The 16,872-nt window shown below is 73.9% G+C and carries 16 protein-coding genes; 9 read left to right on the top strand and 7 right to left on the bottom strand.

Going from position 1 to position 16,872, the window contains the following annotated elements; translation table 11 throughout:
- Positions 1-118: 118 nt before the first annotated feature.
- Together argG and BX285_RS35670 are read right to left on the bottom strand one after the other, a co-directional pair.
- Positions 119-1,531: an argininosuccinate synthase gene (gene argG, locus BX285_RS35675; RefSeq protein WP_121179661.1), complete on the bottom strand. Its 1,413-nt coding sequence runs from the start codon at positions 1,529-1,531 to the stop codon at positions 119-121.
- Between the two features lie 268 nt (positions 1,532-1,799).
- Positions 1,800-2,510, bottom strand: a complete 711-nt coding sequence (locus tag BX285_RS35670) for a rhomboid-like protein (protein ID WP_259471001.1) — start codon at positions 2,508-2,510, stop codon at positions 1,800-1,802.
- A gap of 283 nt (positions 2,511-2,793) precedes the next feature.
- Here BX285_RS35670 and BX285_RS35665 point away from each other — a divergent pair, with 283 nt between their 5' ends.
- On the top strand, positions 2,794-3,507 hold the full coding sequence (locus BX285_RS35665) for a rhomboid-like protein (protein WP_259471000.1): 714 nt from the start codon (positions 2,794-2,796) through the stop codon (positions 3,505-3,507).
- 194 nt (positions 3,508-3,701) lie between these two features.
- Here BX285_RS35665 and BX285_RS35655 read toward each other — a convergent pair whose 3' ends face one another.
- Together BX285_RS35655 and BX285_RS35650 are read right to left on the bottom strand one after the other, a co-directional pair.
- On the bottom strand, positions 3,702-4,085 hold the full coding sequence (locus BX285_RS35655) for a VOC family protein (RefSeq protein WP_097234620.1): 384 nt from the start codon (positions 4,083-4,085) through the stop codon (positions 3,702-3,704).
- A 99-nt stretch (positions 4,086-4,184) separates the two neighbouring features.
- Positions 4,185-5,378 carry a class I SAM-dependent methyltransferase gene (locus BX285_RS35650; protein WP_121179659.1) on the bottom strand — a complete coding sequence of 398 codons (1,194 nt, stop codon included), beginning with the start codon at positions 5,376-5,378 and terminating at the stop codon, positions 4,185-4,187.
- A gap of 466 nt (positions 5,379-5,844) precedes the next feature.
- On the opposite strand from BX285_RS35650, the gene BX285_RS35645 reads away from it, so the two are divergent.
- Positions 5,845-6,495 (top strand): hypothetical protein, encoded by a 651-nt coding sequence (locus BX285_RS35645; RefSeq protein WP_121179658.1) that lies wholly within the window; start codon positions 5,845-5,847, stop codon positions 6,493-6,495.
- Positions 6,496-6,597: 102 nt separating this feature from the next.
- Positions 6,598-7,413, top strand: a complete 816-nt coding sequence (locus BX285_RS35640; protein ID WP_121179657.1) for a methyltransferase domain-containing protein — start codon at positions 6,598-6,600, stop codon at positions 7,411-7,413.
- 42 nt (positions 7,414-7,455) lie between these two features.
- On the opposite strand, the gene BX285_RS35635 is transcribed toward BX285_RS35640, so the two are convergent.
- Positions 7,456-9,057, bottom strand: a complete 1,602-nt coding sequence (locus tag BX285_RS35635) for an ABC-F family ATP-binding cassette domain-containing protein (protein WP_183107363.1) — start codon at positions 9,055-9,057, stop codon at positions 7,456-7,458.
- Between the two features lie 262 nt (positions 9,058-9,319).
- On the opposite strand from BX285_RS35635, the gene BX285_RS35630 reads away from it, so the two are divergent.
- Entirely contained in the window at positions 9,320-10,240 is a 921-nt protein-coding gene (locus tag BX285_RS35630; protein WP_121179656.1) for a RimK family alpha-L-glutamate ligase, read from the top strand.
- Positions 10,241-10,300: 60 nt separating this feature from the next.
- On the opposite strand, the gene BX285_RS35625 is transcribed toward BX285_RS35630, so the two are convergent.
- The gene (locus BX285_RS35625; RefSeq protein ID WP_259470999.1) at positions 10,301-11,716 is read right to left on the bottom strand and encodes an NAD(P)/FAD-dependent oxidoreductase; all 1,416 of its coding nucleotides are present in this window, start codon (positions 11,714-11,716) and stop codon (positions 10,301-10,303) included.
- A gap of 510 nt (positions 11,717-12,226) precedes the next feature.
- Between BX285_RS35625 and BX285_RS35620 the strand changes: the two genes are divergently transcribed.
- The gene (locus BX285_RS35620) at positions 12,227-13,390 is read left to right on the top strand and encodes a magnesium and cobalt transport protein CorA (protein ID WP_121179654.1); all 1,164 of its coding nucleotides are present in this window, start codon (positions 12,227-12,229) and stop codon (positions 13,388-13,390) included.
- A gap of 103 nt (positions 13,391-13,493) precedes the next feature.
- On the opposite strand, the gene BX285_RS35615 is transcribed toward BX285_RS35620, so the two are convergent.
- Positions 13,494-13,844: a hypothetical protein gene (locus BX285_RS35615; protein ID WP_121179653.1), complete on the bottom strand. Its 351-nt coding sequence runs from the start codon at positions 13,842-13,844 to the stop codon at positions 13,494-13,496.
- 85 nt (positions 13,845-13,929) lie between these two features.
- Between BX285_RS35615 and BX285_RS35610 the strand changes: the two genes are divergently transcribed.
- The 4 genes from BX285_RS35610 (at position 13,930) to BX285_RS35595 (ending at position 16,816) form a co-directional block, all read left to right on the top strand.
- A complete protein-coding gene (locus tag BX285_RS35610; RefSeq protein ID WP_097239744.1) occupies positions 13,930-14,526 on the top strand; it encodes a helix-turn-helix domain-containing protein in 597 nt (198 codons plus the stop codon).
- Between the two features lie 63 nt (positions 14,527-14,589).
- Entirely contained in the window at positions 14,590-15,588 is a 999-nt protein-coding gene (lepB, locus tag BX285_RS35605; protein WP_121179652.1) for a signal peptidase I, read from the top strand.
- Positions 15,589-15,835: 247 nt separating this feature from the next.
- Positions 15,836-16,060: a hypothetical protein gene (locus tag BX285_RS35600; RefSeq protein ID WP_179852619.1), complete on the top strand. Its 225-nt coding sequence runs from the start codon at positions 15,836-15,838 to the stop codon at positions 16,058-16,060.
- A 69-nt stretch (positions 16,061-16,129) separates the two neighbouring features.
- Positions 16,130-16,816: a double zinc ribbon domain-containing protein gene (locus BX285_RS35595; RefSeq protein ID WP_097234609.1), complete on the top strand. Its 687-nt coding sequence runs from the start codon at positions 16,130-16,132 to the stop codon at positions 16,814-16,816.
- Positions 16,817-16,872: the final 56 nt, after the last annotated feature.

The following is a 16,872-nucleotide window of genomic DNA, read 5'->3' as shown; positions in this document are numbered from 1 at the left end:
GTGCGGTGAGGACGGCGGTGCGGTGAGGTCGACGGTGCGGGACGGGCGAGGCCGCCGCACCGGGGTGGTGCGGCGGCCTCCGTGGGGGCGGTGGGTCTGTCGGGCCCGTCGGTGTCCGTCAGTCGGTGCCGGACTCGATTGCCGCGTGGTCGAGGGCGGTGGACTCCGCCTCGTCGCCGGTGCCCGCGGCGATCGGCGCGGCCCCGCCCGGGGCGAGCTCGCCGATCAGGCCGCTCCACGGCGCCAGCTGGCCGTGCACCGCGTACTGCTCCAGCTTGCTGCGCGAGTCGGCGATGTCGAGGTTGCGCATGGTCAGCTGGCCGATGCGGTCGTCCGGGACGAACGCGGCGTCCACGCTGCGCTCCATCGACAGCTTCTCCGGGTGGTAGCTGAAGTTGGGGCCCTGGGTGTCGATGACCGAGTAGTCCTGGCCGCGCCGCAGCCGCAGGGTGACGCTGCCGGTGACCGGGTGGCCGATCCAGCGCTGGATGCTGTCCCGGAGCATCAGCGACTGCGGGTCGAACCAGCGGCCCTCGTAGAGCAGCCGGCCCAGCCGGCGGCCCTGGGTGTGGTACGTGGCGATGGTGTCCTCGTTGTGGATGGCGTTGAGCAGCCGCTCGTAGGCGATGTGCAGCAGCGCCATGCCGGGGGCCTCGTAGATGCCGCGGCTCTTGGCCTCGATGATCCGGTTCTCGATCTGGTCCGACATCCCGAGACCGTGGCGCCCGCCGATCCGGTTGGCCTCGTGGACCAGGTCGACGGCGCCGGCGAACTCCTGCCCGTTGATCCGGACCGGGCGGCCGAACTCGAACTCGACGGTGATGTCCTCGGTCTGGATCTCGACCGCCGGGTCCCAGAAGGCCACGCCCATGATCGGGCTGACGATCTCCATCGAGGTGTCGAGGTACTCAAGCCGCTTGGCCTCGTGGGTGGCGCCCCAGATGTTGGCGTCGGTGGAGTAGGCCTTCTCGGTGGAGTCCCGGTAGGGGAGGTCGCGCTCGGCGAGCCACTCGGACATCTCCTTGCGGCCGCCGAGCTGGTCGACGAAGGCCTGGTCCAGCCACGGCTTGTAGATCCGCAGGTTGGGGTTGGCGAGCAGGCCGTAGCGGTAGAACCGCTCGATGTCGTTGCCCTTGTAGGTGGAGCCGTCGCCCCAGATGGACACCCCGTCCTCCTGCATGGCGCGGACCAGCAGGGTGCCCGTCACGGCGCGGCCGAGCGGGGTGGTATTGAAGTACGTCTGTCCGGCGGAGCGGATGTGGAAGGCGCCGCAGGCGAGGGCGGCCAGGCCCTCCTCGACCAGCGCCTCCCGGCAGTCGACCAGGCGCGCCTGCTCGGCGCCGTACGCGCGGCCCCGGGCCGGGACGTCGGCGAGGTTGGGCTCGTCGTACTGGCCGATGTCGGCCGTGTAGGCGTACGGGACGGCACCGTGCTCGCGCATCCACGCGACGGCGACGGAGGTGTCCAACCCACCGGAGAATGCGATGCCGATCCGTTCACCGACCGGCAGCTTGCTCAAGACCTTCGACATGGATGCACCCTATGACCCGCACTGCGGGCCCCTGATTCAGCGATGTGTGACGGGATTCGGCGTATTCGATCCGATGCCCGAACTCTGGCATAGATTTGCAGAGTAATGCAAGAGCATGCGCTGGAGTGGGCTTTGGCTCGGGCTGGGGACGCGGTGCGGCGGGGCCGGTCAGGGCCGGTCAGGGCCGGGAAAGCATGCAGGGAGGGGTGGGGAGGCAGGAGGGCCGGGCCGGACTCGTGCGGAGTCCGGCTCGGCCGCTGCTGCGGTGTCAGCGCGGCAGGGGAGCGCGGGCCCGCAGCCAGGCCGTCCGGGAGGCGAGCACACCGAGGGCGAGGGCGACCAGGTGCCCGGCGTCCGCCAGCTCCTGGTCCAGCGCCCAGGCGGCGGCCAGGCCGAGGGCGAGCGCCGACAGGCCGTAGCGGCGTAGCGGCACCGGGCCCAAGGCGAGCAGGCAGGCGCCGGTGGCGACCAGGCCGTAGCTGATGCCCACGTCCCGGGCTCGGGAGAGCGCGCCGGGGATGTGGGTGGTCAGCATCACCCACATCGCGCCCTCGGTGAGCAGGGTGGCCCCCAGGTGCCCGAAGACGAACACAGCGGCGGCTCGGGCCGGGCCCCAGCGCCACTCGGCCAGGCCCAGGACGGCGGCGACCGCCGCGATGCCCGCCCAGGCGGGCACCCCGTCGACCACCAGCCCGCTGGTGAATACGGTCCACCATTTGCCCACTTCCATGTGGTGGACGTTGCTGCTGTTGTGGCGGACGAACCTGGCGCGCTCGGCGTGGCTCTGACTGGCGAGCCAGGAGGCCGTCGCGGTCAGCAGCAGGACGTACGCCGTGGTGAGCCACAGGCGGGCGGCGGTTCTCAGGGCCGGGCGTCGGGCGGCGGTTCTCAGGCCCGGGCGTCGGGCGGCGGTTCTCAGGCCCGGGCGTCGGGCGACGGTGGGGCCGGTCGGTGTCCTCGTCCCGAGGCGCTCGCTCATCGTGCCTGCTGCCCTTGTTCTGCGGTTCCCGGTACCGGCACGCCCGGTGCGTGGCCGGGGAGGCCGGCCGGGAGGATCGGATCGCCAGCGTACGTCAGCGGAGCGTGCCGGGACCTGTCGGGTCGGGCCCGCCGTCAAGCGGCGGGAGGGGCCGGATCACCCGTACGGGCCGCCGCGGCGGCGGGTGGCAGTGGGGCCGGGCCAGGGTGGGGGAAGGGGTGGGGAGGCGTGGGGGACGGGCGGGGAGGGGGACGGGCGGCAGAGTGCGGGGGAGGAGGCGTCGATGGCCGGCAGTACCTCCCGGGACTCCGGGGCGCACCGGCGGCCCCGGTGGTCGCGGGCCGCGCACGCGGTGTGCGCCTACGTCCGGCGCGCGCCGGGGACGTACACCTGGCTGGCGATCCTGCTCGTCACCACGCAGGTCATCCGGCACGTCGACCCGGTGACCGCGGACCGCATCCTGGAGCGGCGGTCGACCAATCTGCACCACCTGCAGGTCTCGCCGGTCCGGGTGCTGGTGACCAGCGCGCTGTGGATAGCGGGCGGCGGGTGGGCGGTCTACTTCCTGCTCTACAACCTCTTCCACGTACCCGCCGAGCGCTGGCTGGGCACGCTGCGCTGGATCTCGGTCGCGATGCTCGCCCACGTCGGCGCGACCTACCTCAGTGAGGGCGTGCTCGGCTGGGCGATCCACCGCGGCCTCGCCCCGCCGAAGGCCGTCTACACCCTCGACTACGGGGTCAGCTACGCGCTCGCCGGGGTGGTCGCGGTGCTCACCTACCTGATCGTGCGGCCCTGGCGCGGGCTGTACGCGCTCGGGGTGCTGGTCGTCTACGGCCTCGGCGTCCAGCAGAGCCGGGACTACACCAGCGTCGGCCACTTCAGCGCGGCGCTGATCGGGTTCGCCTGCTACCCATTGACCCGGGACCGCCCGGGCTCGTTCGACCCGGTCGCCTTCGCCCGGGCGGGGTGGCGCCGGGTGCGCGGGCGGCGCTGACCGCCCGGGGCCCCGGTCCGTCGCCGGCCCGCCCCCCCCGTCGCCGGCCCGCCCCGTCGGTGCCTGGCTGCTCGCGCCGAGCGGACCGGGCACCGACGGGGATGGAGTCTTCGTCGCCCGGCTGAACGACCGTGCAAAGCAGGGCGGTTGACCGGGGCGGGTGCGCGCCGCCGACCGGCGGCGCGCCGCGACGTCTACTTCTTGGGCTTCTCGGCCACGCAGAGGATGTTTCCTTCGCTGTCCTTGAACCAGGCCGCACGCAGGCCGTCGCTGCCCTCGGCGACACCGTCGACGGTCTTCAGACCGGGGAAGTCGTAGTCCTCGAAGGTGATGCCGCGTGAGCGGAGCGCCGACATCTCGCCGTCGAGGTCAGCGACCTTGAAGCTGGCCAGGGTGTGCGCGGCCTGGCCACCGCTCGGTGTCTCGTACATGCCGAACAGGATGCCGCCGCTCTCGAAGGTGAGATCCTCCGCAGTCTCCTCGACGAGCTTCAGGCCCAGGGTGTCGGTGTAGAAGGCCTTGGCCCGCGCCAGATCGGCGGCGGGAATCATGGCCAGCACCGGTGCGTCTCCCAGCATGGTGATTCGCCTCCTCCTCTCCAGGTTAGGTAGGTCGGGGTCAGGGTGCACAGCGCAGCGGACCGCCGGTCCGCGGCGTGCTCGGGGCATGGCTGGGAGTCACGAGGGCGCCAGCCGCCAGAGCGAGGTGACCTCGGCGGTGCGGGCAGCCTGGAGCAGGTCGGCCGTGGCCTCGGTCGGGGCGTCGGCCGGGGCGAGCGCAGTGGCCCGGGGGTGACGGGGCACGGTGTCGAGGCGGCCGGTGACGCGCAGACCGGCCCCGCTGATCGCACCGAGCAGGTCGGCGCGGGAGCGCAGGCCGAGGAGTTCGGCCAGGTCGGAGAGGACGAGCCAGCCCTCCCCGCCGGGCAGCAGACGGCGGGCCAGGCCGTCGAGGAAGCCGTGGAGCATCCGGCTGTCCGGGTCGTAGACACCCTGGTCGAGGGCGGAGGCCGCCCGGCCCGGCAGCCACGGGGGATTGCAGACGACCAGGGCAGCCCGGTCGTCGCCCGGCGGGTAGAGGGCGGTGCCGGCGGCCTCGATGCGGTCGGCGAGCCCGAGGCGGTGGGCGTTGTCCTGGGCACAGGCGAGTGCGCGCGGGTTGGCGTCGGTGACCAGCACCCGGCGCAGGCCGCGCTTGGCGAGGACGGCGGCCAACACGCCCGTCCCGGTGCCGAGGTCGAGGGCGAGGGGGTGGCCCGCGGCGGTGGGGCGGAGAGCGGCGGGCGGCAGCGGGGCCCGGGCGACGAGGTCGACGTACTCGCCCCGGGTCGGCGGGAACACCCCGTAGTGCGGGTGGATACGGGCGCCGAGTGCGGGGACCTCGACACCCCGGAGGCGCCACTGCTGGGCGCCGATCACGCCGAGGAGCTCGCGCAGCGACACGATGCTGTTCTCAAGGAGCGGTCCGTAGGCCGCCAGGCAGGCCTCGCGGACATCGGGTGCCCGGTGCAGCGGGACACGGTGGTCCGCGTCGAGCGGCACCAGCAGCATGCCGAGGATGCGCGCGAGGCGGGCGCGCTCCTGGCGGTGCCGCCGGAAGGCATCGGCCGGGGAGTCGGGTGCGGATCGGGGTCGGCGCCGCTCGGCGCGGCGGCGCATGGCGTTCAGGAGTCGGAGCGCGCCGGGATAGTCGCCTTTCCAGAGCAGGGAGGTGCCCTCGCAGGCGAGCCGGTGGGCGGCATCGGCGCGCAGGCTGTCGTCGGCGATGATCAGGCGGCGCGGCGGGGGTGTGCCGTTCTCGCTGCGCCAGCGGGCGGACAGAGCGGAGAGGGTGAGCAGGGCAACGGTGGTGGGCCGGTAGATGTCGGACACCGGGGCTCCTCGTGGTCGAACGTGCAAGGGGGCACGAAGAGCACTTCGACGAGGAGGTGAGCGGCAGTGCGCCGAGCGAGGGCGCCGCCGTGGTGGCGGGCGCGGACGTCAGGCCGGGTGCGGCTCACGCGTCGAAGCGCGAGCCTGGGTGTCACCGAGCACGAGGCCCGGTACGGCGGCGAATCGTATGCCACTGGTCATGGCGGGCCTCCTTCCTGAACACGCTGGTCCTGCACGGGTGTTCGTACGCTTTCACGCGCACGGGCTGGTTCGCAACCGATTTATCACGACGAGTGGATGCTGACCCTGACTCCAGGTCAGGCCGCACGGTGGGGGCGGAGGCGGAGGCGGTGCGGGCATGGCGTCGGAGCCTCCATCAGCGGGGGGAGGAGGAGCAGGGCGCTATCCTCGCCCGGGCGCACCGGCGCGGAGCACCGGTTTCGGCGCCGGGAAAGGGGCGGTTGCGATGGAACGGGTGCCGGACGCGGACGGTCTGGACGGGCTGCGCCCGCTGCTGGAGGAGCCGGACGCCGTGCTGGGCTACGAGCCGAACGCCCCCGAGCACGGCTTCGCGGACCGCTGCTGGGTGCTGCACACCCTGCGGGTGGACGGGCGGCGAGTGCGCTGGTCCGAGGCGCTGGCGGGCGCCGGGCGGCGGCTCGCGGACTGGCCGGGCACCCTGTCGTACCTGGTGTTCGACGACCGGGTCAAGCCGGCGGGCGAGGTCGAGTACCCGCAGCTCGGGGCGCCGGACCGGGACTGCCTGGCCCGGCTGGTGGACGTGCTCGCCCGGCACAGCGCCGACGGGCGGGGGACGGCCTGCTGCTTCGCCTCGGCGGCGATCGAGGACCTGATGGCACCGGTCGAGGCCCACCGCGGGCGTCTGGACGAGGCGGTGGCCCACCACGACGCCGATCCTTCGGGGTTCCGGTTCCCCGCGCACTGGTGGCCCGCGGACCGCTCCTGGTTCGTCCTCACCAACTGCGACCTCAGCGCCACCGAGGTGTTCGGCCCGCGCGCGCTGATCGCCGACCTGCTCGCCGACGACGAGCTGGAGGCCGTCCGTCACCTGCGCATCGCGGAGGTGGCGGACGGTCGGCCACGGTGGCCGGAGTGAGCGGGGCGCAGGTCGCGGGCCGCAGTGAGCGGGCCGCAGTGAACAGGCCGGGGCGAGCGGAATCCGGTGGCCCGGCGGAGCCGTCGCCGGGATGATGCGGGCATGCGCACCTTCGAAGAGCTGATCGCCGAGGCCGAGGCCGTGTCCGTGGACGGCTGGGACTTCTCCTGGTTGGACGGCCGGGCCACCGAGGAGCGCCCATCCTGGGGCTACCAGCGGCTGCTGGCCGAGCGGCTGGGCGCGGCGACGTCGGCCCTGGACATCCAGACCGGCGGCGGCGAGGTCCTTGCCGGCGCCCTGCGGCTCGCCGAGGCGCGCGGGCAGGCCGGGGGTGCCCACGGTCACGCCGAGGGCGCGCAGGGGCGCCGCCCGACCGTCCTGGCGGCGACCGAGTCCTGGCCGCCGAACCTGGCCCGCGCCACGCGCCTGCTGAACCCGCTGGGCGCGGTGGTCGTCGCGGACCCGGACGAGCCGCCGCTGCCCTTCGCGGACGAGGCCTTCGAGCTGGTCAGCAGCCGCCACCCGGTGCGGGCCTGGTGGGCGGAGATCGCCCGGGTACTGCGGCCCGGCGGCAGCTACTTCGCGCAGCACGTCGGCCCGGCGTCCGTCTTCGAGCTGGTCGAGTACTTCCTCGGGCCGCAGCCGCAGGCGCGCGAGGGCCGTCGCCCCGAGGCCGAGAGCGCCGAGGCCCGGGAGGCCGGGCTGGAGGTGGTGGACCTGCGCTCCGAGCGGCTGCGGATGGAGTTCCGCGACATCGGCGCGGTGGTCTACTTCCTGCGCAAGGTGATCTGGATGGTCCCGGGTTTCACCGTGGCCGCCCACCTCGACCGGCTGCGTGAGCTGGACGCGAGGATCCGCGCCGAGGGGCCGTTCGTCGCCCACTCGGCGCGGTTCCTGATCGAGGCCCGGAAGCCGTAGTCCGAGCGCCTGTTGTTGCGCGCGGGCCCGTAGCGGGTGGGCCTAGGCCTGGACGACCAGGTGCAGGTAGGAGTCGTGCCAGAGGTCCTCGTCGCCGTCCGGCAGGAGCAGGACGCGGTCGGGGCGCAGGGCCTCGATGGCGCCCGGGTCGTGGGTGACCATCACGAGGGCGCCCGGGTAGGTGCCGACCGCGCCGAGGACTTCGGTGCGGGAGGCCGGGTCCAGGTTGTTGGTGGGCTCGTCCAGGAGCAGGACGTTGGCCCCGGAGTGGACCAGGCCTGCCAGGGCGAGGCGGGTCTTCTCGCCGCCGGAGAGCACGCCGGCGGGCTTGTCGGCGTCGTCGCCGCGGAAGAGGAACGCGCCGAGCACGTGCCGGAGCCGGCCGTCGTCGAGGTCGGGTGCGGCCTGGGCGAGGTTGTCCCGGACGCTGCGGGCCGGGTCCAGGGTGTCGTGCTCCTGGGCGAAGTAGCCGAGCCGCAGCCCTGGTCCGGGCACGACCCGGCCCGCGTCGGGGCTCTCCTGCCCGGCCAGGATCCGCAACAGGGTGGTCTTGCCGGCGCCGTTGCGGCCGAGCACGACCAGTCGGCTGCCCCGGTCCACGGCCAGGTCGAGGCCGGTCAGGACCGGTCGGCCGGCGTAGGACTTGGCGAGGCTGATCGCACCGAGCGGCATCCGGCCGCAGGGTGCGGGCTCGGGCAGCCGGATCCGGGCGGTGCGCTCGGCCTGCCGGACGGGTTCGAGCTCGGCGAGCATCCGGTCGGCGCGCCGGGCCATGCTGCGGGCGGTGGTCGCGGTGGCGACGTTGGCCCGCATCCGGTCCGCCTGGGTGTGCAGTGCGGCGGCCTTGCGTTCGGCGTTGGCCCGCTCCCGGGTGCGCCGGCGCGCGTCGGCGGCGCGCTGGGTGAGGTGGGCCTGCCAGCCGGTGTTGTGGATGTCGATCGCGGCGCGCTGCGGGTCCAGGTGGAAGACCCGGTTGACGGTCGCCTCCAGCAGGCCGAGGTCGTGGCTGATCAGCACCACCCCGCCCCGGCGGGTGGTGAGGAAGCCGCGCAGCCAGGCGACGGCGTCGGCGTCCAGGTGGTTGGTCGGCTCGTCCAGCAGCAGGGTGTCGTGGTCGGCGAACAGGATCCGGGCCAGTTCGACCCGGCGGCGCTGACCGCCGGAGAGGGTGCCGACCGGGGAGTCCATCACCCGGGCGGGCAGCCCGAGTCCGGCCGCGACCCGGGCGGCCTCGGCCTCGGCCGCGTAGCCGCCGCGGGCCTGGAAGGTGGCCTCGGCGCGGGCGTACCCGTCCATCGCCCGGCGCTCCTGGGCCGGGGAGCCGGCCGAGGCCATCGCCTCCTCGGCGGCGCGCAGCGCGCGGACAGCGGTGTCCAGGCCGCGGGCGGACAGGATGCGGTCGCTGACGGTGGCGGCCGGGTCGGCGGTGCGGGAGTCCTGCGGGAGGTAGCCGACGGCTCCGGTCCGGGAGACCGTTCCGGCGGCGGGCGCCAACTGCCCGGCGAGGGTGGCGAGCAGGGTCGTCTTGCCGGCGCCGTTGCGGCCGACCAGGCCGATCCGGTCGCCGGGGGCGACGTGCAGGGTGACATCGGACAGCAGCAGACGGGCGCCGACGCGCACGTCGACACCACGGGTGGTGATCATGGGATAACGCTCCGAAACAGCTGATGGACACACGGGTGGCGTGGAGGCGGGTCCGTCAGCTAGGAAATTCGGGGCGTCGACATGCGGGCCACGGTAGCGGGCGCCGGGAGCGGTCGCATCCGAATTCAGGGGCTGCAATCGGTGCGGCCGGCGCGGAAAGGTACGGCGCGGCACGGTACGGCGCGGTTTCGGCCACGGCGGCCCGCCGGTGGCGCACCGGGCCGTCTTGTCGCGGTCGCGCGACGGCCGCTTCCATGGCCGCATGGGCCGACGCGATCTCGTACTCCTGACCGATCACAGCTCGACCGAAGGAAGCCGGACGGTGCTCGCCGCCGCCGCCCGGACGCTGACCGGCCGGGAACCCGTACAGCTGGACGCCCGGCACTTCATGACCGGCGGCAGCGGCCGGATCGAGGCCGACGACGGGGGCCGGGTCCGGCTGCTGGCGGACGGCCGGGCCGTGACCGCCGACGCCGTGGTGGTCTACGAGATCCCGCCGCACCGGCGCCGCGCGTTCGAGGACTCCCAGCTGATGCTGCGCAAGTGCGGCGCCCGCTCGCTCGGGACGGACGCGGAGGCCTGGCGGGCGGCCACCGAGAAGGACGCCACCGTCGCCCGGTTCCACCGGGACGGCGTCCCGCAGATGCCCAGCGTCGCACTGTCCCGGCCGAGCCTGCAGGCGGCCGCCGGGGCCTTCGAGCGGCTGGGCGGAGACGTCTGGGCCAGGCCCTGCGTCGGGATGGGCGGCGAGGACGTCTTCCACGTCACCACCCACGCCCAACTCGCGGCCGCCGCGGGCCACTACGCGCGGGCGGGGGCGGACTGGCTGATCGCCCGCGACGCCCGGAACTTCCTCCCGGACGGCCGTCGCCACCAGTACCGGGTGGTGGTGCTGCACGGCCGGGTGGTGCGTGCGGTCGAGCACGTCCAGGCGGACCCGGACGCGCCCTGCAACGAGTGCCGCGGCGCCGTGTCCACCCTGCTGGATGAGCATGAACTGCCGGACGGGCTAGCCGAGTTGGCGATCTCCGCAGCCGCCTCCCTGGGGCTCGACCTCGCGGGCGTGGACCTCGCTGCGGAGAGCGGCGGCGTGGTCTTCGAGGTCAACGTCCACCCGGCGTTCGGCCGGGGCGCGCTGGAACAGGTGGCGCTGCCGTACGTCGCGGCGCACCTCGACGGGTAGCGGGCGCGACCGCCGCCGGGAGCCGTAACCGCCGCTCTGGTACGGCTCCCGGCGGCCCGGTCAGCCCCGCAGGACGGCGCCGAGCACCGACGGGCGGAACAGCAGCGACGGCGGCGCCACCAGGGACAGCACCTCGTGGAACGCCTCGGTGACCACCGGGTCGCGGGTGGCGCCGGCCAGCACCTTGTCCAGGAAGCGGTGCTGGAGCCTGAGCAGGGCGCCGGACGGCGCGCCCGTGGTGGTGTCGAAGCGGGCGTCCTCGGCGCAGGACATCACCCACGGGTTCTTGGAGGCCGTCGCGATGGCGCGCCGCGACTCCCGGGCCGTGACGTGCCCGATGCCGCCGTGCCGAAGCGCGGTGCGGCGCAGTTCCCGGGCGCAGAACAGGGCGACGGTGACGCCCTGGCCGTACACCGGGTTGAAGGTGCTCGCGGCGTCGCCGACCGCCACCAGGCCTTCCGGGCAGGCGCGTTCGTAGTGACGGCGCACGCCCGGGCCGGGGAGGAAGCCGCGGACCTCGCCCGCCGGTTCGGCCTCCCGCAGGGCCTCGCGCAGGAGCGGGTCACGCAGTCCGGCCAGGTGCTTGGCGAACCCCTCCTCGCCGGGCTCGGGTTCGGCGCCGCGCATCCCGGCGAGGCTGACGATCCAGCGGTCGTCCTCGACCGGTAGCAGGACGCCCATCCGCGGTGCGTCCGGGGCCTTGGTCTGGAGGTAGACCGCCTGGCCGCCGAGGTCGACCCCGGCCGGCCGGTGGAACAGCCGGGAGGAGTACGCGACGCCCGCGTCCACCCGCTCCTCGGGCACCGGACGGCAGCCGAGCTCCGCCAGCCACTTCGGCACCGCGGTCGAGCGGCCCGCCGCGTCGATCACCAACTCGGCTGCGATGTCACGGACTTCGCCGCGCACCGAGTCGCGCACCGAGTCGCGCGGCGAGCCCGGCTCCGAGCCCTGCGAGCCCTGCTGCGAGCCCTGCTCCGAGTCGCGCTGCGGGCCGCGTTCGCGCACCTTCACCCCGGTCACCGCCCCGGCGGACCCGAGCAGGCCGACCACGTCGGTGCCCTCCAGGAACTCGATCGAGGCCTCGGTGCGGACCCGGTCCAGCACCAGCTTGTCCAGCACCGGCCGGGTGCAGGAGAGGAAGGCCATCCGCGCCGGGTAGTCGGCCATCCACCCGGCGGAGCTGAGCCACTTGACCTCCGAGGCGGCCACCCGGAGCGCGCCCGCGGCCGTCAGCTCCTGTTTGATCCCGGGCATCATCTCCTCCAGCGCCCGGTGCCCGGCCTCCAGCACCAGGTGCGCGTGGCGCCCCTGCGGCACTCCGGCCCGGAACGCCGCCTCCGCCGGGTACCGGTCCCGCTCCACGACGACGATCCGCTCCGCGAAGCCGCGCAGCGCCCAGGCCGCCGCCAACCCGGCCAGCCCGCCGCCGATCACCACCGCAGTGCCCCGCCCCGGGGCCCTCTCCGAAGAAGTCATGACACGTAGCGTAGTGGCGCGCACGCCCCTCCGTACCGGCTTCACCTGGACGAACGCCGCTGCACGGGAAGGCTGTTGACGCGGAACCGGACCCGGACCCGGACCGTGGGCCGAGGGCCGGACCCGGGGCCGGATCCAGGGGTAGCCGGGGCGGCGCGCAGCCCGGCGGGGCAGCCGTGTGCGGCGGCCCGGTGGGTGAGCGGGTCGGGCGGGTACTAGACTCGACGGGGTCGTGTCGGCGCCCGTCCGGTTGCGCGGGCGCGCGGAGACGAGGAGGTGGGAGCCGTGGAGTGCAGTAGTACGGGCCGAAGTAGGCCCCGCCCCCGGTTGTCCCGCACCACTCGCGGCACCCGGCATTCCTCCTCCCGTACGGCTCCCGTGCGGCGCTGACCCCGGCCTCCCGGCTCGGGTGCCGCCGGTCGCGCCGTGCGCGTGGCGGCCGGCCGGGCGCCTCCGGCCCGCCCCTGCCGGGGCACGACGGCCGGGCATCCACCGTGGAGGTTCCCCGCCATGTCCGACTGGCGTGTGCGCGCCGTGCGCGCGAGCAAGCGTCCGTTCTCCCGTCCCGCGACCCGGCCCGCGGATACCCAGCCGGCGCCCGAGCACTCGATGGACCCGCGCTCCGACCAGCCGGTCGACCCGGTGGCGCTGGAGCGTTCCCTGGTGGACGCGGCGGTCTACCGGGACGGTCGCCGGACGGACACGCCCAGCGACCTGGCCGACATCTACCGCGCGCTGCCCGATCAGCCGGGGGCGATGGCCTGGATCGGCCTCTTCCGCCCCGCCGCGGCGCAGCTGCTGGAGGCCGCGGACCGGTTCAACCTGCACGAACTGGCCGTCGAGGACGCCATCGTCGCCCACCAGCGGCCGAAGCTGGAGCGCTACGGCGACACCCTGTTCGTGGTGCTGCGTGCCGCCCGCTACCTGGACGAGGCGGAGGAGGTCGACTTCGGCGAGATCCACCTCTTCGTCGGCCCCGACTTCGTGCTCACCGTCCGCCACTCCCAGGCCCCGGACCTGTCCGCGGTGCGCCGCCGGCTGGAGGCCGACCCGGAGCTGCTGGCGCTGGGCCCGGAGGCGGTGCTGTACGCGGTGCTGGACGCCGTGGTGGACGGCTACGCGCCGGTGATCGCCGGGCTCCAGCACGACATCGACGAGATCGAGACCGAGGTGTTCGGCGGCGACCCGCAGGTCTCCCGCCGCATCTACGAGTTGTCCCGCGAGGTGATCGAGCTGCAGCGGGCCACCCGGCCGCTGCTGGAGATCATGAAGAGCCTGGAGGCGGGCTTCGGCAAGTACGGCACCGACGACGAGCTCCAGCGCTACCTGCGCGACGTGGCCGACCACGCCACCTACGCCGCCGAGCGGGTGGACGGCTTCCGGCAGATGCTGCAGAACATCCTGACCGTGAACGCGACGCTGGTCTCGCAGCGGCAGAACGAGGAGATGAAGCAGCTCGCCGAGGCGGGGCACGCCCAGAACGACGAGATCAAGAAGATCTCCTCCTGGGCCGCCATCCTGTTCGCGCCGACCCTGATCGGGACGGTGTACGGGATGAACTTCGCGGACATGCCGGAGCTCAAGTGGGCCTTCGGCTACCCCTTCGCGATCGGGCTGATGGCGCTGGTCTGCACCGGGCTGTACCTGGTCTTCAAGCGCCGCAACTGGCTCTGACCGCAACCGGATCTGACCGCAACCCGGTTCTGACCGCAGGCGGGCTCCGCCGGGAGGGCGCTGAGGAAGCGTCAGGAACGGCGCGCCCGGCGGCGTCAAGGACTCAGCCGAGCCGTTCGTACTCGGCGTCCGGGTCGAGCTGGCGCCGGTACTCGACGTGCAGGCGGACGGTGCCGTCCGGCCCGGCCAGAGCGGCGAGCGGGCCCAGGCCGGCCGGGAGCGGGCGCGCTTGCGGCCACTGCTGGGCGAGGACGGCCAGCGGGGTGCCGTCGGCGCCGCGCACCACCCAGGTGGCCCGGCCGCCGCCGATCTGCGGCAGCCATGCGCGGGGGAGGTCGAGGGCGGCGAGGGCGTCCGGGGTGTCGAGGCCGTCGGGCAGGTCGACCGTCGCGTGGTGCGGGGCGTCGACGTCGTCGCCGGCCGCGACGGAGTCCCGGGTGAGGTGGATGCGCATGACGCGAGGATAGGGCCCCGGAACGCAGGGCCTCACCCGTGTGCCGGATTGACAAGGGCCGTTGCCATGGCGGCAAATGGCAGGCATGGTCGACGAAGAGTTCGAGAGCGTCCTCACCACGGTGGGCCCCCGGCTGCGCGCCCTGCGGCGGGAGCGCGGCACCACGCTCGCCAAACTGGCCGCCGCGACCGGGATCTCGCTCAGCACCCTGTCCCGGCTGGAGTCCGGGCAGCGCAAGCCGACCCTGGAACTGCTGCTGCCGCTGGCCCGGGAGTACCGGGTGCCGTTGGACGAACTCGTCGGTGCACCGGCCACCGGTGACCCGCGGATCCACCCGCGCCCGGTGACCAGGAACGGTCAGACGATCATCCCGCTCACCCGTCACCTGGGCGGGATGCACGCGTTCAAGCACATCGTGCCGCCGGGCCGGAACACCGAGCCCGAGCCGGAGTTGAAGGTGCACGAGGGCTACGAGTGGCTGTACGTGCTGTCCGGCCGGCTGCGGCTGGTGCTCGGCGCGCGCGACCTGGTACTGACCGCCGGCGAGGCCGCCGAGTTCGACACCCGCACCCCGCACGCCTTCGGCAACGCCGGCCCGCACCCGGTGGAGTTCCTCAGCCTGTTCGGTCCGCAGGGCGAGCGAATGCACGTCCGGGCGCGACCGGGAACCTCTGTTCGGTAGGTTCGTTCCTGACAGGGGGTCTTCTCCACGACTCCCGTCGGGCCGTCGGGAGGGGCCGAGAAGATGAGTGTGCAGCAGAGCGCGGAGTCCGGTGAGAGTGACGGAGCCGGGGAACGCGATCGGGCCGGGGACGGCCGGGCCGGTTCGGGGGCGGAGGAGGGGGCGGCCCCGGCCCCGGACGCCGGTACTCGTGCGGGCGCCGGTGCGGGTGCGGAGGTGAAGAACCCGCGCAAGAAGCGGCCGTTCTGGCAGGAGCTGCCGATCCTGCTGGTGATCGCACTGCTGCTGTCGCTCGGCATCAAGACCTTCTTCGTGCAGGCCTTCTCCATCCCCTCCGGTTCGATGGAGCAGACGCTGGCGATCGGTGACCGGGTGCTGGTCGACAAGTTCACCCCGTGGTTCGGTGCGAAGCCCGAGCGCGGGGAGGTGGTGGTCTTCCGCGACCCGGGCGGCTGGCTGGAGAGCGTGCCGACGAGCCCCGGCAACTCCTTCACGGGCACCCTGCAGAAGGCGCTGAGCACCGTCGGCCTGATGCCCTCGGCGGACGAGAAGGACCTGATCAAGCGTGTGATCGCGGTCGGCGGGGACACCGTCGAGTGCGTGGCGGGTGGCCCGGTGAAGGTGAACGGCGTCGCGCTGGACGAGCCGTACCTCTTCCCCGGTTCGACGCCCTGCGACAACGACCCGGTCGGCAGCATCACCGTCCCCAAGGGCAAGCTCTGGGTGATGGGCGACCACCGCAACAACTCGCGGGACTCCCGCTGGCACCACAACGAGACCGGTGACGGCTTCGTGCCGGTGGACAACGTGGTCGGCCGGGCCTTCGTGGTCGCCTGGCCGCTGTCGGACTGGTCCACCCTGCCGGTCCCGGACACCTTCGACAAGGTGCCGGCCGGGGCGGCCGGGGCCGCCGGCGCCCCGTTCGAGGCGCCGCCGGTGCCGGATGCGCTCGCGCTGGCCGGGGTCCTGCCGGTCGCGCTGTGGCGGCGCCGGCGCTCGGCGGCCGGGGCCAAGGGGCGCTGGGCCTCGGCCCGTTGGGCGTCGGGGCGAAAGAGCCGTTGAACCGGCCCGGTTTCCCGGCTTCGGGCGAACACCTCCCGCCGTTCTCTACACGCCTGTAGAGTCTCGGGGACGAGCTGCACCCGGCCGTGCGGCCGCCCCTGACCGGGCGGCGGCGGCCGGGGCCGGACCGGGAGGCGGAGCCGTGATGGAGAGTCAGTGCGGTCCCCGGAGCGACGGGGAGACGGCGGACCCGGCAGGCGCGGTGGACCGGACAGCCGCGTCAAGCGCGGAGGGTGCGGCGGATCCGGTGGGCCCGGCAGGTGTGGCGGGCCCGGACGTCCGGTGGGTCTACCAGCCGGTCGAGGTGGACCTGGGTGACGGCACCTGGGCGCTCGGCCGGATCAGCGGCTGGTGGCAGGACGCGGCCGGGCGGCGGTGGTGCCGACTGCGGGTCGGCCGCAGCGGGCAGCCGGCGTACTGGGAGCGCTTCGACCCGACGCGGGTGCTGCTGCTGCCGGTGTCGGGCCTCTGAGCAGCCGCGTCGCAACTCCTTGGCGGAACCGTTCGGCGAGCCCTATCGTCCCTGGGAGCGACCGCCGACATGCCACTTTCAGCAACCGGGGACGACGTGACTTCGGAGATCTACTTCAGCAGCAACTACCGTGACCTGTGCGAGCAGCACGGTACCGGTGCGGGCTTCCAGTTCGAGTTCTACTGCTACCGCTGCTCGGACACCTGGCGCTCGCCGTTCGAGGCGTTCCGGACCGGTCAGATGGCCGGCTGGATAGGCAAGGGCGTCAGCGCGGCCTGGAACCTCATCGGCGGCAGCGCCAACACCATCAGCAATGCCGCCGACGGCCTGGCCGGCCAGACCTGGGGGAGCACGCGGGACGCCGCCTTCCAGCGCGCGATCTCCAACGCCCAGACGCACTTCAACCGTTGCGCCCGGTGCACCCACTACGTCTGCGGCCGCTGCTTCAACCCCGCCCAGGGCCTGTGCCACAACTGCGCCCCGGACACCGCGGCCGAGGCGATGGCGGCGCAGCACCGGGGCCTCAACGACGCGGCCGGCGAGCGGGCGTACAGGGCCGGGCAGCAGTCCGGCGCCGAGTTCGACGTGAACACGCCGCGCCAGCTGGTCTGCCCGCAGTGCCACACCGAGACGCACGGCACGCCGTTCTGCCCGGGCTGCGGGTACCGGCTGGCGCAGTCCGTCCAGTGCACGAGCTGCCACCAGGACGTCCCGGACGGCGCCGCGTTCTGCCCGTCCTGCGGGACGCGGCGCTGACGGGGCGCTGACGGGGCTACGGCTGGGGACAACCGGTCTGACACCGCCCCGGGGTG

This window comes from Streptomyces sp. 1114.5, from assembly GCF_003635085.1.
GTDB lineage: Bacteria > Actinomycetota > Actinomycetes > Streptomycetales > Streptomycetaceae > Kitasatospora.
This window is presented reverse-complemented; position numbering and strand designations above follow the sequence as displayed.